At 62.9% G+C, this 23742-nt stretch carries 5 protein-coding genes and 1 pseudogene; all 6 read left to right on the forward strand.

What is annotated here, in order from left to right:
- Window positions 1-9: 9 nt before the first annotated feature.
- Complete coding sequence (locus ACWDV4_RS06580) at window positions 10-10308, forward strand: WXG100-like domain-containing protein (RefSeq protein WP_449975406.1); 10299 nt, start codon at window positions 10-12, stop codon at window positions 10306-10308.
- A 31-nt stretch (window positions 10309-10339) separates the two neighbouring features.
- Entirely contained in the window at window positions 10340-11188 is an 849-nt protein-coding gene (locus ACWDV4_RS06585; RefSeq protein ID WP_449975408.1) for a DUF6406 domain-containing protein, read from the forward strand.
- A gap of 589 nt (window positions 11189-11777) precedes the next feature.
- Entirely contained in the window at window positions 11778-11978 is a 201-nt protein-coding gene (locus ACWDV4_RS06590; RefSeq protein WP_449975412.1) for a hypothetical protein, read from the forward strand.
- A 468-nt stretch (window positions 11979-12446) separates the two neighbouring features.
- Complete coding sequence (locus ACWDV4_RS06595; RefSeq protein WP_449975414.1) at window positions 12447-12827, forward strand: YbaB/EbfC family nucleoid-associated protein; 381 nt, start codon at window positions 12447-12449, stop codon at window positions 12825-12827.
- 87 nt (window positions 12828-12914) lie between these two features.
- A pseudogene (locus tag ACWDV4_RS06600) lies at window positions 12915-13358 on the forward strand (WXG100-like domain-containing protein); the annotation flags it as partial.
- 1587 nt (window positions 13359-14945) lie between these two features.
- On the forward strand, window positions 14946-23657 hold the full coding sequence (locus ACWDV4_RS06605; RefSeq protein WP_449975506.1) for a hypothetical protein: 8712 nt from the start codon (window positions 14946-14948) through the stop codon (window positions 23655-23657).
- The last annotated feature ends 85 nt before the right edge of the window (window positions 23658-23742 follow it).

The raw sequence follows: 23742 nt of genomic DNA on the forward strand, positions 1-23742 counted from the left end.
AGCCGTGACATGGGTGATGTTCCAGAGCCCGTAGGTGACCTGTGGGAAGCGGTCAAGAATTCAGGCATCGCGGCTTACGAGTATCTTTGGCCGCCGGACAGTGAATCGGAGGTCCGTGGCCTAGCGGATGCTTACAGCGCTCTTGCGGCGGCCCTAACGAAAGCCAAAGAGGATTCCGGTGCCGCCGCAAGGGGAATGGCTGACGAGACCTGGCGGGACTCGGCCGGGTTCCACGCCTACTACACCATCGATTCCTTGAACAACAAGGACCTGACTCTGGCCATCAGCGGTCTGGAGAAGTTGGCGGCTGACTGCCGCGACTACGCCGAGGATATCAGCGAAGCCAAAACGGGGATCTGGATAGAGCTGCTCATCTGTTTGGCGCTGTTCTTGCTTTCTCTATTGGCTGGCGGACCGGCTGGGGTCGGGGCGCTAATCGCGGCCGGTTTGGCCAGGTCGATCCTGAAAAAAACGGCCGAGTATGTCGCCAGAATAGGTCTGCGGGCGATTGGGACAGGCGGGCTCAAGAGACTCGGTTTGGTACTCGTCGGCGAAATGGTGCAGGAGTTTGCAGAGGAGAGCCTGATCGACCTGGGCTCCCAGACCTGGAGCATGTTTCGAGGATACGGCGGGGTCGACTTCAAGCAAGTCCTTGCCGCTGGCGTGAGCGGTGCCGCCGGGGGATTCATGGGCACCGTTATTAACAAGTCCGTAGGGGAGAAGCTCACCAAGAAGTTGAATGATGCAGTTGCCAACAACATTTCGGAGAAACTCGCTCCGTACGTGAGCAAAAATGCCAACTCGGTTGTCATCAACGGTTTGACCTCGCCGATGGCCAGCGTGATCGGGCACGGGTTGGTGTACAAGAAATGGGAAATGCCGAGCTGGCAAGACTACCTCGGTAACGCGGTAGTCGCCGGGACATTGGCGGGTTTGCGCACGACCTCACAACTCGCCGGTACTCAAGCGTACGAGAGTCGCACTGGTAACCCAGCCCCGACCTGGACGGATGCCCTACACAAGCTCGACCCGAGTCTTGCGCCCCCGAAAGCTGAAGCCACGACAAACGACGAGCCGCCGCCTAACGGCCCGCCGCCTCGCGTGCCTGCGATGTCGGGCGAGCCATCGGGCGAGATGTCAGAAAGCGGGACGCCTTCGTCATCCGGTGCTGCAGCAGGCGGCACTGGATCGTCCCGTACTGGCGGAGGCCCGTCTCAGCACGCTGGCGGGAGCTCGATGCAATCCGGCTCGCCAGATCAGGAGCACACCGATGATGCGCCGAGCCACGCCGATACGGCGTCGGACGTCGGCCGCGACGAGGTTCCTGCGGAACCTAAAAAATCGGCGGACTTAGTCCCTCCAACGGATTCGGTACCGCCCGCTGATTCGCATCCTCCAGCAGATTCGGTTCCCCCAGCTGAGAACCCAGCGGAGCACAAAACACCGGATTCGGAAGGCAACCAAGCCGAGCCGGCCGAGTACCAGGACCAAGCAGGCGAGCCGGTATCGACCGAGGAGGACCCTGCTCAGCCAGCCGAAACAGGGCCGAAAGATTCGACCTCGTCGCAATCTGACCCTGCCCAGCCTGGCCCCACCGGTGTTCAGCCTGCTCTCACTCATACCGGGCCGCCTGCCGAACGTACCTCAACCACACGGACTGCCCCGCGCCCCTCATCGACGCCGACAACTGAAACAGAGACAGCAGCAGAACCGACGGTGGATCCTGCGGCCACGGATTCGAACCCGCGCCACGACTCGCAGGGCGAGGACGCTGCCGCAGAGTCACCTGAGGTGCGGGGAGGTAGCCAGAGCGAGGAACCGCTGGGCATAGCCCCTGGCCAGCAGGGTGTGCCGTCAGAGGATCCGTCTGTACCTGCCAACCCTGCTAGCGAGGAGCCCGGTACCGAGTCGCACGATCAGCGCGGCGATTCCGCAGCGCATCAGTCCGGCATGGATAACCAGGGCGAAGCGGTTACCTCCGCGGACACTGCATCCGATGTGCCCAGGCCAATGCGGCTCAACGAGTACGAAGGAAAGATTACGGCGATCCTAGAGTGGATCTCCTCGAGGCTCCAATCCTTGCGGGAGGAAGATGCCGAAATCGACATCGACGCGTTTTTCGCGGAGCTGGTGGATTCAGCTACACAGTTAGAGTTGGCGCTCAACGAGGACAGCGCGATGCTCCAGCAAGGTGTGGCGAGCCGGTTGAAGCAAGCGAAGGAGGCCCGGAAAGCAGCGGCGGAGGCAAAGAAAAAGCTGAAAGCCCTGGATCGAGAGGACCAGCATGCTGCCCAGCGACGTAATAGCACGCGAAAGGAGGTTGATCAGCACCGAGAGGACGCCGCTCGACACGAGCGCTTTGCTAATGCGTACCAGCGAGCCTCAGATCGGGCCAAGGCGGCAGGTAAGGAGTATGGCAAAATTGCCGCCCTGGTCACCGAGGTTCGGGAAATCGGAGATGCCAGCCCTGTCCGCTCGGTGAAGCGCCTCAGGAGGCAGTTGGCGTACGCGACGGTGGCTGCGGAATCTCATCTCAAGGAATATCGACGCGCGCTTGTCGCGACGCAGCCGCTGGCGCGGGTATTCCATATGGGAAAGCCGACTGGGGATTTACCGTTCCTTGATGTATTGGCTGCCGATATAAACGAGAGGCTAAAGCAGTATGGCAGCGACGGCAAGATGCAGCCGGACGCGTTGGAGATGGAGCTGCTGTCGCGATGGAGTGAGGTATCGGGCCCGGACGGGGCCGTGATCGTCGGGGATGATATGGCCGACGAGATCTGGGTTCGTTTCCTGCCAGGCATTCCGGTCGAGGTGTTGAACTCGTGGGCGGAATCGTCGGAAATGATAGATGGGCAGATGCCGCAGGGCAACGTAGGGCAGAACGCCGTCGTCAGCACAGTAAATGGAGTGTCCGCGAGCCTTCCGATCACCGGAATAATCGCCTCGCTGTTGCAGCTTGCTCCGGAGGATAACGCCGCTGCTAACGTTTTGCGGTTTGTGTTAAAGCATTTCAAGCTTGAACTTGTTGGCGGATTGAATCGGAACAGTTCGGTGCAGGGCGGTGGAAGTGGCTACTCGTTGTTGGGTGGGGTCAGCGACATCCGTGGCGATTCGACCCAATACGAACTACCTGGCGTCTTGCAGGTGGCAGTTCGCACCCGGGCCATGCGGGAGGCGAGCCACGACCAGAGCGGTGCAAAGTGGTCGCCAATACAGGCAGTCGGTCAGGGCCGCACAGATGAACAGGGCCTCGACGGTGACCAGAGGCTCGACAACACTAGACACAGTGTGTGGTTGCGGGTTGGACATGTATATACCGAGCCGGGTCCTACACAATTGGTGTGGCGCAGCCCGACAGTAAATGCCGATCCCGTGCCGTTCCCGGAGGGGGTCACAACCGGGATGACCGGGTTGGAAGGTCTTAGTGATCAGATAGCGCAGAAGCTTGACCTGGCCGGCGAGGATGTGGCTCGGCAGCAGGTGCGCGACATGGTTACCCATGATCTTCCTGGCCAGCTTGATGTGGCGGTCAATCGGGGTCTGTCGAGGATGATCACCATCGACGGCATTCCGGTAGCGTACGTGCAGCTCGGGGTCGAGTTGGGGATCAAAGAAGGTGCCGACCCAGCGGCGGGGCAATGGGATGCTAAGCCGATAGGTACTGCAGGCTCACAAGACTTTCTTGAGCGCCTCCGGATCGCCTTCGAGCAATCCTTTGGATCGGTGACGATGGCCGGCTCGTACTGGGGGCAGGTGCTCGGTGGTCTAACCAATATTTTGTCATTTGGTTACATTGGCAAGCGTCAGCGTGGCGGAAGTAGTTCTTTCACGGTAGATTCCGGGCGTACCGCGATTAGAGTTATGGTCAATCGCAAGTCTGGTCATAACCAGGCCTACGAGCTAAGGGGCATGAGGGTAACAGCAACTGTCCAGCGGTTAGATCGCGACGCCAAACCGGTGACTTTGAGTGCCGCAAGTAGTGCGTTGTTTCGCACTACCGAGTCGGACGCCTTCCGGTTCGGGTTTCCGGTCGACGCGGCGGCCGTGGTGGGTAACAGGGACGGTAAGGTGGTGCTTCGGGATGACCCGGTCACCGATTCCCCTCCACCGGGACGCAAGGGAAAATTGCCGAATTGGCTGGGGGCAAGCGGAGCACCGGGGGTGGGGCCGGCTTTGGTGCAAGAAGTTACCGGCGTGGACGGTCCGAATGGCATTCGGGCGAAGCTTCAGGCCAAAATGGAAGATGGGTGGCTGCCGAAACTGGATAAGAGCGGAGTCCCGAGATTCTCCCGAAATCCGCTTTCGGCAAAGTACGAAGCGGATAATCTGCGCCTGATATCGGAGCTGACCAACGCCGAGCTGGAGACCCGGTACAACCAGGCGTCCCAAGACGGGTTCACGATTACGCTGACCCGCTATCGGCTTAAATCGGGAATAGAGCATCTTACGTTACGGGTTCAGCTGATCCAGGACTTCGGCCAGGACCAGGACCAGGACCAGGACCAGGACCAGAACGTCGACCAGGGCCAGGACCAGAACGTCGACCAGGGCCAGGACCAGGACCAGTTTAAGTACTCCGGGCTGACCGAGGCGGACACCGTGGTTGGTCTGTACATCGGATCGGACTGGTTGGGGCGTACACGAAGTGAGTCGCGAAGTCGACTGAAAGGCAGGGAGGCGAATGTTGGCATCGAGCAGGAAAGCGGCACAACATCGTTGACCCAGGGCGCGGTCAACTATAGCTCTATAGAGGGTCACAGCGCGAGCCAGTCGGTTAGCAATATGCTTAACGACGTCATCCTGTTCGAGGGCACAGGCCCGTCGGCGATTTTCCAAGTGCCGCACACAATCGAGGTCTACCAACTTCACGAGGATGGCAAGGAAGAATTTCTGGTCGGGGGGGCGGGCAAGGCGCGGGTGCTACTGCCGGAGGGTCTGCTGCCAGCGGACGGCTATCCCGATCAGGCGTACGCTTTGGCACCTGATGCGACGACGTCAACCACCTCATTAGACGTCCTACGTGCCGCGATCCCGTTGTTCATGGATGGGCGGTTTTGGGAGCCCGTGCAGGAAGTGTTGCCAAAGGGCAGCTTGCCTGGATCCGCGGGACACGGGCATTTGCGAAGCTTTGTCAGCCTGGACAGCCTGCTCGCCCATCCAGAGTGGTTGTTTGCGGACTATCGAACGGAATTCGCGGTGGATCCGACTGGGCTACTACCGCTGGAGTCGACGTTGTCGATCCACGGTACGCCGGGCGCGTCCCAGATTGTCGCCGCATCGGGGTTGATCGTCGGCGCCATTCTTATGACGATGGCCACCCAGGGGCACACGGTTGGTGTAGACAGCAGCAGGGGTGGGGGTGGGTCACTCAAAGGCGGCCCGCGAGGACTGGGCGAGGACCCAACCAATAGAGACGACGATCCCTTGGGCAATGCTGGGTTTGCCTACTCCACTTCCGAGTCGAAGGCAAGCTCGCTCAGCGTCTCACAAACCAACGCGCGGGAACGACTGATCATAGATGGTGGCATAGCGTACGTCTTCCAGATGCTGGTCAAGTTCAAGGTTACCGGTACGGAGCAGTACCGGGTCGGGTCGCGGACCAAGATTGCTGAAATAACGCGCAACGTGGTATACGCGCTGCCAGAGCGGATCGCACTGCAGTTCTACGCATCCGGGGAGTTGTCCCTGTCGCTGGATGTCGTCGTAGACGCGCTCACGCGGTATGCCAATGGTGACCTCGAGCTCGATCCGGCCGTCATCGCGGGCGTGATGAGCCAATACCGCAAGGATTTTAATGAACTGGAGAAGAAAAATGAAGGGCAGGGCGTACTCGATAGCCGAATCCAGATCGGCAATGAGATCGTGGGGAAACTCGCGGACCGGTTGTGGAAGTTGCAACCCGAGATAGTGGTTCCGCCAGAATACGGCGAACTAATTCCCCGGGGTTACTACCTTGCTGAACAGGTGCGGCAGATGCCTCCACCGTACGATTTGATGCTGCCCGAGCATCTGATCAACGTGATAGGCGAGAGCGGTCTTGAAAACATTAAACTGACTGATACCCATGGTCGGCCGGTGGAGATGTTCGACCAGGTAATGAACCGCCTGAACGAGGAAGCACCGTACGCTACTGACCGGCTTCGGGGCCTGTATCAGGGCTTGTCTGGCATCTTGTCTGGCAAACGTTGGCCAGGTCACATCGGCGAAATGCTCTCCCGCAAGGGTTTTGAGATAACCTTATATGTTCCGCTGTCTAAGCTGTTTACTGAGACCATCAAGATTCGGATACATGCCGATTTTTTTGGCCCCGGACGATTGGTCGGGCACAGTGACACTACAGGTGTGATCGACCAAATCTACAGCTATCTGAAGATTGCGAGAAGCAATAGCACGGGCCGTAATCCCAACGCTCCATCGTCCATCGCCGGCGATCCGGTCGGCGGGTTCGCTCACAGCCCGGATTTCGGTGGCAGCGTTGGTCGCGGCTGGTCCGGAAAAGAGACCATTAGTAAAGAGTTTACCCATATTCAACGCACCGGATTCTTCGATGGTGGCGTCGATATGTTTAGCCGTGACCTTGGATTCGTCATCACGGTAACCCGGTCTCGCCCCCGTTGGGCAAAGCTAGCTCTAGTTGTGCGCCCAACGGACTGGCTCCCGCGGCGCGGTTTGCCGATTTCGACTTTTCTGTCTGTGCAATCTGTGCAGTTGGTGCCGGCGGGGATGGCTCTACCGGCTCGTCCTTTCGACCCTGCTAAGGACGCGAAGTTAGGCCGACCAAAGCTGGTCCCCGTTGACGCGAATCAGCAGGAGGTGTTTAAGGGTGACTTTCGACTACCGAGATTCCACAAGCTCAGCTCAGTAGATTTTGATGGATTGCATGCTCTTCTTCGAGAATGGTTTGTCCACAAGGGCAAACTTGGTGAGGCTGGGATGGCTGCTCGGGATCCCGACCTGACCCAGATGCTTTCCGACATCGCGGCCAGCGCGACACTGGCAGAGATGGTCCAGCCGGCTGGGCACGAGATGGTTCCGCTGGTGGTGCCGGGAGAGCCGAATCGTGCCTTCCGGGTGATTGTCAAAGCCGTGCCGCGAAGTCTGCGGGTTGTGGAAAAGATCACCATCAACTCCCCCTATCCCGTTATTGATGCCGATGCCGATACTGGGGCGAAAGGAACTGCGGAGCCGCGCCGCTCGAATTTTGAGCTTGGTGAGGCCAATCGATTCCAGCGTGCCATTACCACGGAAATTGTGCGTAACCTTCTCCTCCCGACCAGTAAAACCTTTGGCTATAAGAATGAGAATGAGAAATCTGGCGGAATTCATTTAGGTTTTACTCGCGGCAACGATACCAAGCAAGGTAGGGTGTCGAGCACTGGTACCCGTTTCGAGTACACCAACAACTTAAAGGTCATAGGGAACGTCGTTGCGGTCACACTCGATTATCAGGTGACTATCGAAGAGATCGTAAGGCAAGGCCGAAGCAAAGTGGTGAGAGCCAAAGAAGAGCTGCCGGCCATCGCCGGTGAGGCCTATATCATCGTGTCCGACTATCATCTGAACGAGATGCTGGCCCAACTCAAAAGGCAGATGCTGGCCCAACTCGAATCGGCGAAGAAACACCAAGGTGACCCGCATGATCCGTCAGGGGAATCTTCGGAGCAGGCGAATCCGGTTTCAGAGGGCCAGAACCCGGATGAGGACGGTCCCGCGACGGGTGGGCGGATCACCGCCGCCTCGGTGCCCGGCTCGACGTTCCACGGGCTCGGTCGTCCCACCGCAGATCCGGCGGCAATATGGAACCTGGCCCGGGAGGTGTTCCCGACGGTGGCCCGGGCGGCTGGCGTCTCCCAGATCGTCGAGGTTGGTTTGGGGCAGTATGAAATCCGGCCTGCTGACGGGCCTCCGATTCGGGTTCGGCTCGCTGCGGGGACGGTGGATGGCGGGCATCCGGCGCAGACCGTGCGCAACGCCGATGGGACGCTCACCTTAATGCTTTCGGAGCGGGCCTCCGACAACTCGGTTGCCCGAGCCTTGGCCCACGAAGCGGCGGAATTGGCAGACCTGCAGGCTAAAGGGCTGTCCAATGCTCCACTCGATCCTGGCAACGTCGCCGGGCCGATCGATCCGGCTGGGCTCAGTGCCCATGACCACGGTCGGATGGCAGAGATTCGCCAGCTCGCCGAGGAGTACAACACCGCTGACGCCGACGGGCGACGAAGCATCCGGGCCGAAATTGCGGCCCTGACCGCGGAACTGGGGCTCGTGTCCACAGAGCATGATGCGGTTGCCCGTTGGAATTTACTCCCGCTCGATGTGGCGGCACACCTGCACCAGCTGACCGTTTCGCCGATATCAACATCACATGTTGAGGAAGTGGTCAACAATGTATCGAAGCTCACCGAATTGCAGTACTATCGGATACGCGACTATCAGAGTCGATTAACCGATTCTGGCAAGGTGGTGTCCGAGGCCGATTTGCAGACTCGGCTGCACGAGTTGGCGATGTCTGCTGAGGACACCCAGGCCAGCTTGCCGAGGCTGCCCACGTACGCGGGTCAGATCGTTCAGCTTCCGGCCAACTTGTTGGCCGAGATCCGGGCTGTGTCCCCGCAGTTGGCCGACAAGGTCGCCGAGGAAGGGGTGTACGTTGACCTGGCTGGTCGCTTCGACCTGCGGCCGTACGTCCCGGTAGGCCCGCCGGAGATCAGGGTGAGCGGCAGCGAGCCGGCGTTCGATCTGAGTACCGAGGAAGGGCGGCGGTCGCTGCTTGAAGAGGACCGGACGCGATCTCGCGCGACCCTACGAACCTGGTACGCCGGGTACCCGAAAGGGCTGGCCATCCTGTCCACCCACAGTTTCCATTACGTGGGCAACTCCCGAGTGCTGGTGCTGGTGCCGGACGCATTGACCGTGGCGTTGCGCACCTTCTTTCCGCCGAGTGGGGTCCATTACCAGGAGGGCAGCGCGACGAAAATAGGCGAGGATGAAATCAGCACGGTTGCGCACCGTCTGTCGCTGCCACTGCGCAAGTCCGACGAGCCCGAGCTGCGCTACGGCCAACCGGTCGACTCCAATACCAGTCAACCATTTGCACTGTGGAACGGCACCCCAAGTCGAGAGCAGGTCCGGCAGGGGCGGCTCAACAACTGCGCCGTGGTAGCGACCATAGGTGCGGTGGCCTCGCACATGCCGGCCAAGATTGTCGGGCTTTTCCAGGCCAACCCCGATGGTAGCGTCGACGTGACCCTGCATGAGAGCACGCCACCGGGGGAGCACACCATGCCCACCGGCCGTCGCCTACGGTTCACGGTCTATCCCGAGGTGCCAGTAACCTCCAGCGCACCCGGTCGGGCTGCCTACATGCAGCAGAACGCGGTCGGCGTGTCCTGGGCGGCAATCCTGGAGAAAGCCCTGGCGGCCGCTGATCGGACCTGGACCGACGAACAACTCGATGACTGGCAGCTGCTTTGGGCAGACCAGCAAAAGGTCAAGGACCCGGACATCGCCGCCCCGCTCGGCTATGCCCGGCTCGACACCGGCTTGGATGCACCGTTCGTGGCTGAGCTACTTACCCAGTTGACCAGAGAACCCGCTCGGGTGGGGCTGTTCGACAGCACTCCGGGGCAGGAGCAGGCTGTCGAGGCGTGGCTGGCGACGCTACTCGCGGCCGGTAGTCCGGTGGTGGTGGGAACTATGAGCGAGAACGACTACCCGGAGCACCTGACGCAGAAGCTGCCGCATGATCTTGTCCTCGAGCATGCGTACGAGGTAATCAAGGTTGAAGGCGGATATGTGCATTTGCACAATCCGTGGCACTACCGCCACCCGACCCCGATCCCGATCGGTACCTTTCTCGACGTTGTGGCGCCGGAATACATCTACCTAGACCGCGTGCCTGGGCCAACACCTGCATCTGCGCCTACACCTGCATCTGCGCCTACACCTGTTTTTGCACTCACACCTGTTTCTGCATCTGCGCCTGTATCTGGGCCTGCCTTTGAGAACCAGCCGTCTACCTCGCCGCCCTTCCACCCGAATCCCGATTCTCAGGAGGACGAGGAAAAACCTGGATACACCTTTGCCTACTTCGCAATGACATCGCCTGACGGCACGGTCGAGGGCCTGATCGCAGTGGAGTCGGGAGCATCCGGTCAGCGGTCCACCCGCTGGACGACCGGCCATGCGGTTGACGCCGGCGGCACGCCGCCGGTTGGCCGGGCCGAGGCGGAACGGATCGCACAACAGGTGCTCGGATTCACGCTGCCGGACGAACCGACGTTGCATGAAATGCTGGGCGGGTGAAAGCCTGATGAAAGAACTTGGAGGTGAGCCCGTGAGGTCGTTCACCAATGTCGAGGTGATTCCCAACAACGTCCCGGTGGATCTGGGGCCCGCGCAGTTGGGTGTAGGTCGGGTCGACCCGGGCCCGCCGGTCTCGGCGGAGATCATCGTGATGCCGGCCAACAGTCCGGACAGCTACGACGTCACAGTCAAGCTGGGCGAGACCTTTCCGGTCGGCGAGGAGATCTGGCGCTTCGCCGATATCAACTTCGACAGCGCCGATGAGTGGCAGGTCACTGTTCGCCGGGTCGACGAGTCCGAGCCACCGAATCCGCCGCGCGGGTACGTCTGGGTCCCGGCTCGGCTGACTCCATACGGCCGCCTCGACGAGGAGCGGTTGGCCTCGGTCGAAACCGTGCTGGAGCAGAAGCTACCGCCGAGGTATCGACGGTGGTTGTCAAATAACAACGGTGCCATGCTTGCCGGCGACCATCACATCGCAGGTCTACCCTTCAAGCTGCTGTCGGAAAGTCCGTTGCTCGGTTTGCACCCCGAGGATCCAACGAGCGACCTGGTGTCCGCCCAGCGCCTACATCGGGACCGGTGGCTGACCCGGGAGTATCTGGTGATCGCCGTACCGTCCGGTGGGTTGTTGGCACTAAAGGTGAACCATTTGTACGGTGACGCGGTGTGGTTCCTGCCCGAGGACGACCTGCGGAGTGCCACCGGCATGCAGGGCGCCGCCGACAGAGGGCGGCGACCGGTCTACCTGGCGAAAGACATCGGCCATTTCATCGGTCGGTTGCAGCCCGTTCCGGAGGTGGCATCCGGCACGCCCGCCGAGTCCGACCCGGCCGACCTCGACTGGTTGGAACGGCTCGGACGCTACCGTCCTGAGTGAGCGAGCCGCCAGCCTCGGTCTTCCGCCAACTTTTTCGTTGTGGTGTGGGCTCCTAGCGAACGGCAGTGAATCGATCCGAGCTATTTTCTACCTCTCACGAGGTCGGCCATCGCGAGCTAACCCTGCGGTTGTATGGTGCTCACTGGCGTTTTAAGATCACTGTGACGGTGGGTAGTGGTCACGACGTTGTCGTGTCGTTTGGGGACGAAGCTCCGTTAGGACGAGGCCTTCTCAAGGATCTGGTCCACCCAGAGCTTCTCGTGCTGGATTCTGTCATCCCTGCTGTCGATCCTGTGCCCGCGCCACCGGCCGGGAACACCTCGTCCACGCCTTCGTGTCACGATCTGCTGGAGTCGTTGCTGGCGGTGTCCGACCGCCGCTCGGCGCAAGGCCGTGATCATCCGGTCACGGTCGCCCTAGCGCTGGTGGCAGCGGCGACGGCGGCCGGGTCGAAGGGACTACACGGCGATGGCAGGCTGGATCGTCGGCGTCTCGAACGAAGTCGTGAACAACCTGTATGAGCGGATCGGAGCGCGCCCGACCGGACGGCCGTCATGCTCGACGATCTGGCGGGTCTGTACCGACACCGATGCCCGACGTGCTGGACGCCGTGATCGCCGAGTGGACAACGGCCCAACAGGCCCAGAGCGCCGTGGACATGTCGACGCAGCTACGTGTGGACGGCAAGACCGTCCACAGCGCCGTTCACGAGGACGGTGATCAGCTACACCTGCTGTCTGCCCTCGTAGGAGCGCCGCAATCGGGCGCGGCCAGTGTCATCGCCGTCTAGGCACCGCCCGACGGGGCCAAGACCTGCCAACCGGCCGCCGCACGCTGCCTGCTGGAAACCCTCGACCTGCGCGGCGTGATGGTCACCGCGGACGCGTTACACACCCGGCGACCCCGACCACCCTCACGACCCGACGGCAAGCGCGGTGCCGCCTGCTGGCGTTTGCCATACCCCAGAGCCGGCACGAGGAACCTGTCAAGTCAAGTGAGACGTTTTGCCGGTCAGGTGTTCTGTAGATTTGCGAGTGAGCTGTGGATTTGTTGATCCATACGGTGGTCGCGCCGCCGATGACATGAAGCGTGGGCGTAGTCAAAACGGTGGCGGCCGCGGGCACAAGACGTGGTCTCACCCTTGGATCGTCGCGGTGTCGTGCCCTGCGGCGTTCCTGCATGGCCGCAACAGGTCAGCTGCTCCTACCGCGTCGTGCTCGGCGTGACACTGGCCGGAAGCGATCTTGGGAGGCAAGCCGTGGAAACATCCCTGCGCCTGGAGATGTACGAAGAGTACAAGCAGATGGCCGAGGATGTCCGGTCGATACAGAAGCAGATGACCGAGATTCGGTCCACCGCCGATTCCGGCGACGGGCTGATCAGCGCGACGGTCGGTGGTGCGGGTGAGCTGATCGAGTTGTGGCTGGATCCGCGTATCTATCGCACTCCCGATTCGACGGCGTTGGCGCAGGCCATCACCGACACCATCCGCCAGGCTGTCGCAATCTCGAAGGAGGACGGCGTCGCCATTGTGGCGAAGTTCCTGCCCGCTGGTGCAACGGCCGAAACGGCCGATCTGCGTTTTGATCCGGTCCTGAATGAGCTCGACCGCCAGGTTGCGGGTGGGGGGCTGCAGTGAAAAGTCGCGAACGCGAAGCGGTGCAGATATGCGAGAGTGTGGTTGCCAAAGCTGTGCGAGGCTTCCCGGGTAATTTAAAGCCGTGACATGGGTGATGTTCCAGAGCCCGAAGGTGACCTGTGGGATGCGGTCAAGAATACAGGTATCGCGGCTTATGAATATCTCTGGCCGCCGGACAGCGAATCGGAGGTCCGCGCCTTAGCGGATGCTTACAGTGCTCTTGCAGTGGCCCTAACGAAGGCGATGGACGATTCCGGTGCCGCCGCAAGGGGAATGGCTGACGAGACCTGGCGGGACTCGGCAGGCTTTTACGCCTACTACACCATCGATTCCTTGAACAACAAGGACCTGACTCTGGCCATCAGCGGTCTGGAGAAGTTGGCGGCTGACTGTCGAGGCTATGCCGAAGATCTCAGCGAAGCCAAAACGGGGATTTGGATAGAGCTGCTCATCTGTTTGGCGCTTTTCTTGCTTTCTTTGCTTGGCGGGCCGGCTGGGGCTGGGATAGTCGCGGCCGGTTTGGCTAGGGCGATCCTGACAAGAACGGCCGCTTATGTCGCCAGAATAGCTCTGCGGGCGAGTGGGACAGGCGGGCTCAAGAGACTCGGGTTGGTGCTCGCCGGCGAAATGGCGCAGGAGTTTGCGGAGGAGAGCCTGATCGACATGGGCTCCCAGACCTGGAGCATGGTTCGAGGCTACGGCGGGGTCGATCTCAAGCAAGTTTGGGCCGCTGGTGTGAGCGGTGCCGCTGGGGGATTCATGGGCACCATGATTAACAAGTCCATAGGGGAGAAGCTCACCAAGGGCTTGAATGATGCGGTTGCCAACAACATTTCGGAGAAACTCGCCCCGTATGTGAGTAAAAATGCCAACGCGGTTGTCATCAACGGTTTGACCTCGCCGGCCGCCAGCATGATCGGGCAGGGGTTGGTGTACAAAAAATGGGAGATGATGAGCTGGCAAGACTACCTCGGTAACGCGGGAGTCGCCGGGACGTTGGCGGGTTTGCGTACGACCGGACAGGTTGCCGGTACTCAAATGTATGAGAGCCGCACTGGCAACCCAGCGCCGACCTGGACGGAAGTCCCATACGCGCTCGATCCGAATCTTGTGCCCCCGAAAGCTGAAGCCACGACAAATGACGAGCCGCCGCCTAACGGCCCGCCGCCTGGCGTGCCTGCGATGTCGGGCGAGCCGTCGGGTGAGCTATCGGAAAGCGGGACGTCTTCGTCTCCGTCTTCCGCTGCCGCAGCAGGCGGCTCCGGATCGTCCCGTGCTGGCGGAGGTCCGTCGCAGCACGCCGCCGGCAGCTCGATGCAATCCGGCTCGCCAGATGAGGAGTACACCGATGGTGCGCCGAGCCACCCGGATACGGCGTCGGACGTCGGCCGCGACGAGGTTCCCGCGGCACCTAAGAAATCGGCGGATTCGGTGCCGCCAAGGGATTCTGTGCCCCCAGCGGACTCGGTGCCCCCGGCTGATTCGCATCCCCCAGTGGACTCGCATTCCCCAGTGGACTCGTATCTCCCAGCGGATTCGTATCTCCCAGCGGATTCGGTGCCGCCGGCTGATTCGGTTTCCCCGGCTGAGAGTTCAGCCGAGCACAGAACACCGGATTCGGAAGGCCGCCCAACCGGGCCAGCCGAGTATCACGACCAAGCGGGTGAACCGGTGCCAACCGAGCACCCTGCCCAACCTGCCGAAACCGGCCAGCAAGATTCGACCGCGTCACCGGTGGGGCCAGGCTGGACTGGCTCCGCCGGTGGTCATCTTCTTTCCAACCCCCATGTCAGGCAGCACACCGAGCGCGTTCCACCCGTACACGGTGCTCCGCGCCCCCCGTCGACGCCCACAGCCCAGCCGGAAAAGGCGCCAGAGCCGACGGTGCGCCGGGCGGCCACGGATTCGAGCCCGGACAGTCCGACGCCAGACAGCCTGACTCCGGATAGTCCGAGCCCGGCCAATTCCGATGGGGACGCGCTGCCGAATCGATCCGGCGAAGTCGCGCAGGAGAGCGGCACCGAATCGCCGACCCACACGCCTGACCAGACCCACACGGCCAGTCCGATTCCGGACAGCGGTTTCGTCCCTGATGGTCGGCCCGCGTATTTCCCGGACGTGACGCCCGATGAGTTCCAGGAGGCGGCTCGGGCGGTGTCGCCGACAGACTTCGGCTCCGGTGCGGTGGTCAGTGTTCGGCATGAGGGCCCGTTTGTCCGGGTGGAGACCCGTGACGGCCAGGTTCACCTGTTCCGGCCGGAGGTCGGCCATGGTCTGAGCAACGTCTCTGAGACGACGGTGCGCAGCGGCACGGCTCGCGATCCGCACCTGGTCCGGGTGAACCACCGGGTCGCGTCGGAGCAGTTGGCCCGTACCTGGGTGCACGAGATTAGCGAAACGCTGCAGACACATGCTGCTGCCCAGCGTTCCGAACCCCAAGGGCTGGTACGGCGAATGGCCAGCAGCCTCGGTTGGCGGGCCGATCCGTCCAGCCGTACCCCCGCGCCGGAGATTGACCCGCACACCGCCGCTCGTCTCGACGAGCGACGCTACCTGATACGGGAGTTCGAGCAGGCCCGGTCCCCGGGGGAACGGCTACGCCTGCGGCGGGAGATCGCGGCGGTCGACCGGGAGCTGTCCAACCTCGGATATTCGACGCGCGACCTGCCGCCCGTCGAGGTGGTACACCAGCCGGTGGACGATCCGCCACCGCCACCGCCATTGGGGAGCACCAACGACCACATCTGGCAGGACCCGCCGTGGCAGCGGGAGGGCCGCCAGCCGTCCCTGGACGAACTCATTCCGACGACCAATGCCGAGGTCGGCAGGTGGACCGAAGCGGTACGGGAGGCGTTCGCCCGTCAGTTGGACGGTCAGACGTTCGGCGACGTGCGGGTACAGATGGACCTGTCGGAGCCGAACAGCGTCAGTGTCTATGTCAACAGCGTCACCGTACGGCTGCAGATAATCCACGCCGAGACCGGCTACGTTGGGCGCGTCACCCGTACGTTCAGCCGTGATGCCGACGGCTTTCTCTACGTCGAGCACAACTCGCTCAGGCTCTACGCGCAAGCGCAGGGGCAGGGCTTCGCCAGCCGGTTCAACCGTTTCCTGGAGGACTGGTACCGCTACTCCGGGGTTAGTCACATCGAGGTGCACGCCGCCGGGGAAATCGGCGGCTACGCCTGGGCCCGGGCCGGCTTCGACTGGGCACCGAACACGGAACACCGGGCCAACGCCATACTCGGCGAGCTCCGGGGCGAGGTCGGCATCCTCGACTCCGATGCCGCGCTCGTGGAACGCTGGCTGGCCGGCGACCATAGCGCCGACATCGGCCACCTCCGCCAAAAGTACGGAATCGACGATCCGCAGGCGCTGGCCACCGAGTTGCGTCGGCAGCAGGCGGAGGGGCAGCAGATCCTCGACCAGGCAGCCAACAACACGTTTGGCAGCACCAACTACCCGACGCCGAACGAGATCGCTCGAGCGGGTTGGAACGGCCAGACTGGACGGGACGCCAGTTGGGTCGGCAAACGGGCACTACTCGGCTCCGACTGGAAGGGTGTCAAGCCGATCAGCGATGGTGGGCCGCTGCATCCGCGCAGCGAGCACCCGCCGCCCGCCACACAGGACGGCCCGGTCGACGGGCACCACCTCCAGCGCCCCGACGACGGGACCGGTCACACGCACACAGCCAGCCCGATCGCGGGTACGGATTCCGTTTCTAAGGGCCAGCCCGCACACCAGCCTGGACCCCGGGAGCTACGCAGCGTAGCTGATGTGCTCCTTCAGGCCGTTGGCCAGGAGCCGAGCATCAGCCGGGTAGTGGATGAGGCCGCCGCCGCCGTTGGTGGTGTGGCGGAGTCGCGACCGGGACGGCCCGAGGCTGAGGGCAGGGTACGTAGCCGGGTGCGTTACTCGGTCGAGTTGTCGTCGGGAACTTACGTCGATGGTGTGCGTCGCACCTTAGAGGGCCTGATTGACCAGGGTTACCGGCCGATTCGGCTGAACAACGGGTGGGGCTCGGGTCGTGTGGGTGGGGTGGTCAGTCACTGGCGTGATCCGGGTACAGGTCAGGAGTTCCAGGTCCGGGTCGACACACCGGAGAGCCGGGCGGCGCATGACGCCGTACGAAATTGGCTGGAGGCACGTCGGTCCGGTGCTGATCAGGGTCGGTTGCAGGAGCTGTTCGACCACCGGCAGGACGCGTTGTCGCGGGTACGGACCCCGGAGGGCGCCGAGGGAATCCGGCTGCCCGAGGCGCACCGGGCTCCCGATCAGTCGTCGCCGGAAAGCACCGATGCGGCTCAACCGACCCATGACGAGCCGACAGCCTGGAGTGACGAACGGTTCGAACAACTGCCGTTGATAACCGGCACCCAAGCGATCCAGGCGGTTCGCGACTTCATGATGCGGACCCGTTCCGGGTTGGACTTCACCGGTGATCCGCAGATGCTGCAGTACTCGGAGGCGTTGCATCCGGAAGACGGCGTGGTCAAGATTGCCCTGCATGGGTTGCGTAACGGTCAGGTGATAGTTGGCCGCTATCGGATGTCGGCTGAGAATTTTGCACGTGGCCTCGCCGATCTTGATCAGCGTGGCCGGATCAACCTCGGCAACCGAAGAATCAAGCTGATTTCCTGTTATTCGGGTGCGGGGGACTATTCGCCAGCGGCGACGGTGGCGCGGATCCTGGGCCGGGAGGTTACCGGGGCCACCGAGAAGATGTGGACCTATCTCGACGGCACGGAGGTGGTGGCCAGGCCGGATCGGTTCAACGGGCGGGCACCGATGGTGTCGACGGATGGAGCGGAGCTGACGTTCGGTCCGGATGGCCGGGAGATCAGCAGCAGGCCAGCTGGTTTGCAGATGTATGTGGACCGTAAGGGCCGGCTGCATGTTTGGGGTGATCACTGGAAGAGTTACCGGACCCCGGATGGTCGGTTGCATCTGCACGAGGATCGGCCGCACACCTTCCGGGAGCCGGTCAACCATCGGTTGCATCATGAGTTGTTGGACCAGCCCGGCACCTACCGTGCCGAGTCGGACTTCTCGTTGCGCTCCGCGGAGACGCATCGGCTTATTGCTGACCCGTTGCTGCATCGGTCGCGGGAGGTGGAGCACACTGCGGTGGAGGGATCGCCCGAGACCCATCAGTCGCGGCAGTCGCCGGATGAGGTGACGCGGGCGGTCCAGCGGGCCGATGCGGCGCGGGCGGCGGTTGCCGACTTCCACGCCACGACGCTTCGGCCGTTGATGGACTCCTTGGGGATCTCCGAGCTGGAGGCCGTGCAAGGGTCCAATCTGGAGCAGACACTGGCGCAGCTCCGGGCTACGCACGCCGACGATCCGGTGATGTTGCAACGTATCCAGGAGCTGGACAATGCGGCGGCCGAGCACACCCGGTTGAACGGTGTCGTGCGGTCGGCGACCGCGGATGTACTACGGGCGGCGGCAGTGCATCTGTTGGTCGACCGGTTCGGGCTGCACGGTGACGAGGTCGCGGCCGGTAGGTCGGGGCAGGGCGTCCGGCGGGATAGTGAGTTCGCGGCGGCCGGGTTTGACCAGGCCAGTCACCGGTTCGTGATCGTGGAGACCGACCAGCTCGGCGGCTCCCGGCATCTGTTGCAGAACGGGAGCCTCGCTGAGCGGGGCACCCCGCAACATGTCCGGGATGTGTTGGAGACCAGCACACGATTGCACGATCAGTTGCGGCGGAATCAGCAGCTGTGGGACGAACTGCATCGGGCGTTGGCCCGGGGGGACCTGAAGGTGGAGTTCCACCGGGTCGAGGTCGACACCAGCAGCGGGCAGGTGTCGATCACGACGCGGCAGGCCGACCTGACCGGGTTGGATCTGACCGGGGTGGCGGACCGCCTGCCGCAGCCGTCGGGGGCGGCTGATCCGGCGCTCGGACAACGGCTGTATGAGTCGATGCAGCGATTGGCCGCGGTTTTCGATGGCTCCTCCGGGCATCACGGCGGGATCAACCAGGTGACCGTCATAGATGAACACGTGGTCGAGGTTCGGCCGGGCCGGGGCCAGCCGTACCGGGTCGATATCGGCACGATTGCGGACAGCGACACGCCAGCGATGATCGCTCGGGGTGATGATGGTGTGTACCGGGTGACGTTCGTGGCGAGTCAGCTCGACAATCTCGACGCGGCGACGTTGGACCTGGAGGTGGCACGAGCGCTCGGACATGTCCAGGGTGAGGTGCGGGCCACTACCAGCGGCCGGTTCGAACGGCTGCGGAACAGGCGTGGTGGCCGGTTGAACAGCGTGAATGCGTTGGTCAACGAGCCAAACCCGCGACGGCGACTACGCCTGAGTCACGCTGACATCGTGAGCCTGGGCGAGTTGGACGCGCTGGCCCAGCTGTATACGACGGAGACTCGTACACGGCGGGCGGAGATCGAGGACGTGCTGGCCCGGCTGCGTGCGGGGGCGGATGGTACGCAGCGGGCGGAGATCGAGACCGAGCTGGCCCGGCTGCGTGCGGGGGCGGATGGTACGCAGCGGGCGGAGATCGAGACCGAGCTGGCCCGGCTGCGTGCGGAGGTGGATGGTACGCAGCGGGCGGAGATCGAGACCAAGCTGGCCCGGCTGTATGCGAAGGTGGATAGTCCGCAGCAGGCCGCGATCAAGGACGAGGTGCGGACGTTCATCGAGTCCCGGGGCTTGCGTGACGGGGTGCCGGGTGCGGACGTACGCGCCGAGCTGGCCCGGCGGCATCTGTCCGAGCCGGCCAGCAAGCTGCTCGACGACCAGCGGCAGTGGTGGCACGACTCCGACCTAGTGGTCGCCGGAACCTGGAAACAACTGGAGTCTCCGCTGTCCGTCGATGCGGTGGTGGAGCTGCTGCTGGTGCCGGCTCGCACCACCATTTTTAGGGTTACCCCGAAGAATTGGGCTGACACCGGCCGGCTGTCGTTCACCTTTGAGGTGCAGTCTGGCACGGTGCCGGATGGGCAGGTGGTCGAGTTCCGGGGGGGTGGCAAGGAGCGGCATTTCGTCCTAGTGGTGGACCGGGCCTCGTTCGATCTGGCGGAGCCGGGTTCGGATCGGGAGCCGGCAGCCGCCGAGACCAGGTTTCGGGAACAGCTCGAAGCGGCCCTTAACGAGCTGATCGAGACGCACCATGCCCGGCCGGGTGAGGTGCGGTTCCGGCCGATTGACCGGCTGACGGCGAATGCCCCCACTATGGCGGAGGGCCTCACCTCGCTTGCGGTGGCTGTGGCGTTGGGTTTGCCGCAGCTGGCGACCCGGCGGAGTACCGTCTCATTGTTCGAGCTACTGACGAACAACCCGCTGTTGTGGCATGCCACCGTGGACAAGTTGGATGCCAAAAACAACCGCGCGTTGTCCCAGTTGCCGGACCAGACCGGGATTGCCGAGGGTGAGCTTCAGAAACTGATCGATGACAGCTATGCCCTGCTCGCGATGCTGGCCACAACGCTGGGTGACCCGTCGGCGGCCGAGCGGACGAAGTATCCCGATCCGGAGACGACGCCGGACACGCAGGCGGTTCCAGAGGCGAAGGCTCGGGTGATCCGTGATCAGGTCCGTTACCGGATCAGCGAGATCAACCGGCTTCTCGGCACTGAGCCGATCGAGTTTCTCAAGAGGGTCGTGCTGGTCAAGGGTGACTATTACACCCTCCGCGGTAAGCCGTACGAGATGTTCGAAGGTAACCTCTACGAGCCGTTCGACGGTGACCGGTACAAACTGGCGATGTACGGCGACGCCCCCAACGCTGTCTTGTACGTCGAGGTAGCCCACACGGCGGATCCGAACAAGATCGAGATTGAGTTCACCGACGAGCGGATCACCCTCAAGGTGTCGCCGGACCTTGACACGGCCACGATGGGTACCGCCGTGCGGGACGCGCTGACCAAGGTAGCAGAACGTGAGCACGAAATCACCCGGCACGAGGCTGGTTTTCAAGGACATCTGGGGAAGGCGCTTCAAGGCGAAGCCCCATCAGCTGCGCCGGTGTACCGTTTCGCTAACGTCGCAAATGACGGTTCGGGCACGATGCAGGTGCCGGCCGCGGCGGCGAAGGCGCTGGTGCAGGCGCTGGTCGACCGGTTCGGCGGGCTGCGCGAAGAGGAACTCCGAGACCTGATTGAGCGGTACGACCTGGAGCACTGGGGTCGGTTGACCGCAGCGCAACGGCGTAACGTCGCCGGCCAGATCCTTGAGCTGATGACCATCGGGGACAACCTGGTCCGCGCGGCTCTCGACCGGCTCGACGGCATACCGCACACGCCTACTCCGACACCACCGGCCGTGGCAGCTGGCCACGACGGAGCGGTCAGGGCGGTCGAGGAAAGCATCAACCGGTTGAACAACGGGCACGAGAGCACCTTCGTCGAACTTGACCGGGTCCTTGACGCCGACGGCAACCTCGTCGAAATGGTCTACCACTCAGAGCAGCCGGGCCGGGGCTACGACGTCGAGATGCGGTTCCGGTTCGACTCGGGCGAAGACAGCCGCCCGATCGTTCCCGACACCGACAGGATCGGTTGGGGCCGGTTCACCTTTGTCGTGAACATGGACGCCGACGCGACCCAGATCGTCGACGCCCTGACCCACATCGGGGACAACATTCTGTTCAACCGGGAGAATCGGCTACCCACCCGTCGCCGAATCCAGGAAGATCTGCTGCCGATGCTGGCCCAGGGCGGGACTGCGGTCGGCATCGGCCTCGCCATGGCGTCGATCACCTACGGCATAGTCGCCGGGGTCGCCGCACTCGGATACCTAACTACCCGCGAGGTGGCCCGGATCTTTAAGCTATACGAGAACGACCGAAAACTCATCCTAAAGCTGCACGAGGCTAAGCCGGGCACCGTTCCTGCCAAAGTCCTACGGGATCAGGGCGAGCAGCAGCGGCAACACGTCGAGGAACTCGAAGAGCGGGCCAGGCGAATACAGGAAGAAATGGCCGTCGATCCTCGTACGGCCCGCCTGATTGAAGAACTGCAGGAGTTGGACGGCAATCTGCCGACCGCCGACTCGGACCTGCTGCCTGAGATCGACCGGCAGGTGGCCGCCTTCACCGATCTGCCACGTGGCGGGCAGATCGTCCGTGTGGCCAGCACCGAACACACCTTCCGCCTCTTCTTCAAGGGCGCGCACAACCGCCCGGAGGAGTTGACCTTTGAGATCGGTACCCGCCTGGCTGATGATGGCGCCCCGGTCACCGCGTACCGGGTCGACTCCAACGTGACCTACGCGCTGCGGGTCGACCCGACCCAGACCCCGGACCAGATCGCCGATGCCGTCCAGAGATGGGCCCACCAGGAGATCCACCGCATCTCCCAACAACCCACCGGACTGCCGAGCGCCAAGGCCCGCTGGCTGGCCTTCGGCCGCGACGCGGTCGGCCAAGTCCTGGCCTCTGGCGTTGCACTGACTGCTGCCTCTGTGTTAACCGACGGAGCATTGTGGCCGCTTGTCGCCGGGCAGCTAGCGTTCAGTATCGCCAAAGTCGTTGCCACCGGCTCCAAGGAAGTGTCCAACATTTCCTTCGACGGGAATGAGGCAGTTACCTCACAAAACCGCAGCGAACTCATCAAGGAGGGCATCAGCACGGCAGGTCAGGAGCACCTAGCGGTCCTCCGAGCCGATACCGAAGCGCTAACAAAACGTACCCTGTGGGCGTCCGCCCGACTGCAGCACCTGGAACAGATCGCCGCCAACCTACCGCCAGCCGAACGGCCCACCGAGTTCCAGCATGGCCCCAGAATGCTGCCGGGCAATCCTGTCTCCTGGGGCGACGACGGACCCGCCTCAGCGAACGAAGATGCGAGTTCCGGCCCGGTCGGCGATCGGGCCGGACCGGACGCGGCTACCGACGATACCGGTACGTCGACCGCGGCAACCGGAACCGAGCAACCGGACGGGCACTTCGACAACAAGCTTGAAGAAAACCTGTCGGCCGAGCTGAACGCTGCCGAGGAGCTCGGTGTGCGGCCGATCAGCCCGACCGATCCCGGATTCGACTACCTCGTCAACGACGGCCCGGTGAAATGGGCGGTGCTAGCGGACGGAACCCTGCTCGTGCAGCCACACGACGTCTACCAGCAAGAAATCTCCCATGCTGTGCTCGGCCGAGGAGGATCGGTGCTGGCCGCCGGCACCGCAGACATCGTCGGGGATGCGGCAAGCGGATACCTCGGGTTACGGATCGACAATCACACCGGGCACTTCCGGCCATCTGCCGAGAGCCTTCGGGTCGGTGTCACCGCATTCCGGGACTTCGGCATCGAATTCTTGCCCGAGACACAAGAAACCCTCCAAGGGCAGGGGATAGCGGAAATGGTGCAGACCCCGCAGGAACTGCGGAGCGCACTGGCTGACGTGGACCGGATGACCGATCCGGAAGCCCTGCGACTTCTCACTGCCGGAACATTCGCTGCCCAACGGACCCTGTCAGCCGGAGAGCTGACCTTGGCTGCGGAGTGGACCGCAGCCACCATCGACCTGACCCGTGCGCTGGCGGGCCGAGGCCGCCTCGACCAGTGGGACGCGGTGACGAGAACCATCAACCTGGCTGCGGTCGCACTGCGTCATCTCCGTCAGCAGCAACCGGACAGAGCCCGGCTGCCGGCCGTGCTGTCCGACGCGGCCAGGCTGCTACCGCCGGATCCGACACAGGTGGCCGCGCGGGCTGCCGACTGGCGGCAACTACCCCGAGCCGAGATCCTCGAGCTGCGACGGTTGAAGAACCTGTTGACCGCACTGATCGGTCTCGGACGACACGCCCCTGAGGCGAACCAGCTACTCACTGGTTGGCGCAACGTCCTGCCCCTTCTGCCATAGACCCGCCACATCGGCGGCGAGCCACAGATCAGCGGTCTCCGATGCGCGATGCGCCGTAACATGACGCTGTCATATTCACATGTCG

The organism is Micromonospora sp. NPDC003197 (genome assembly GCF_053590565.1).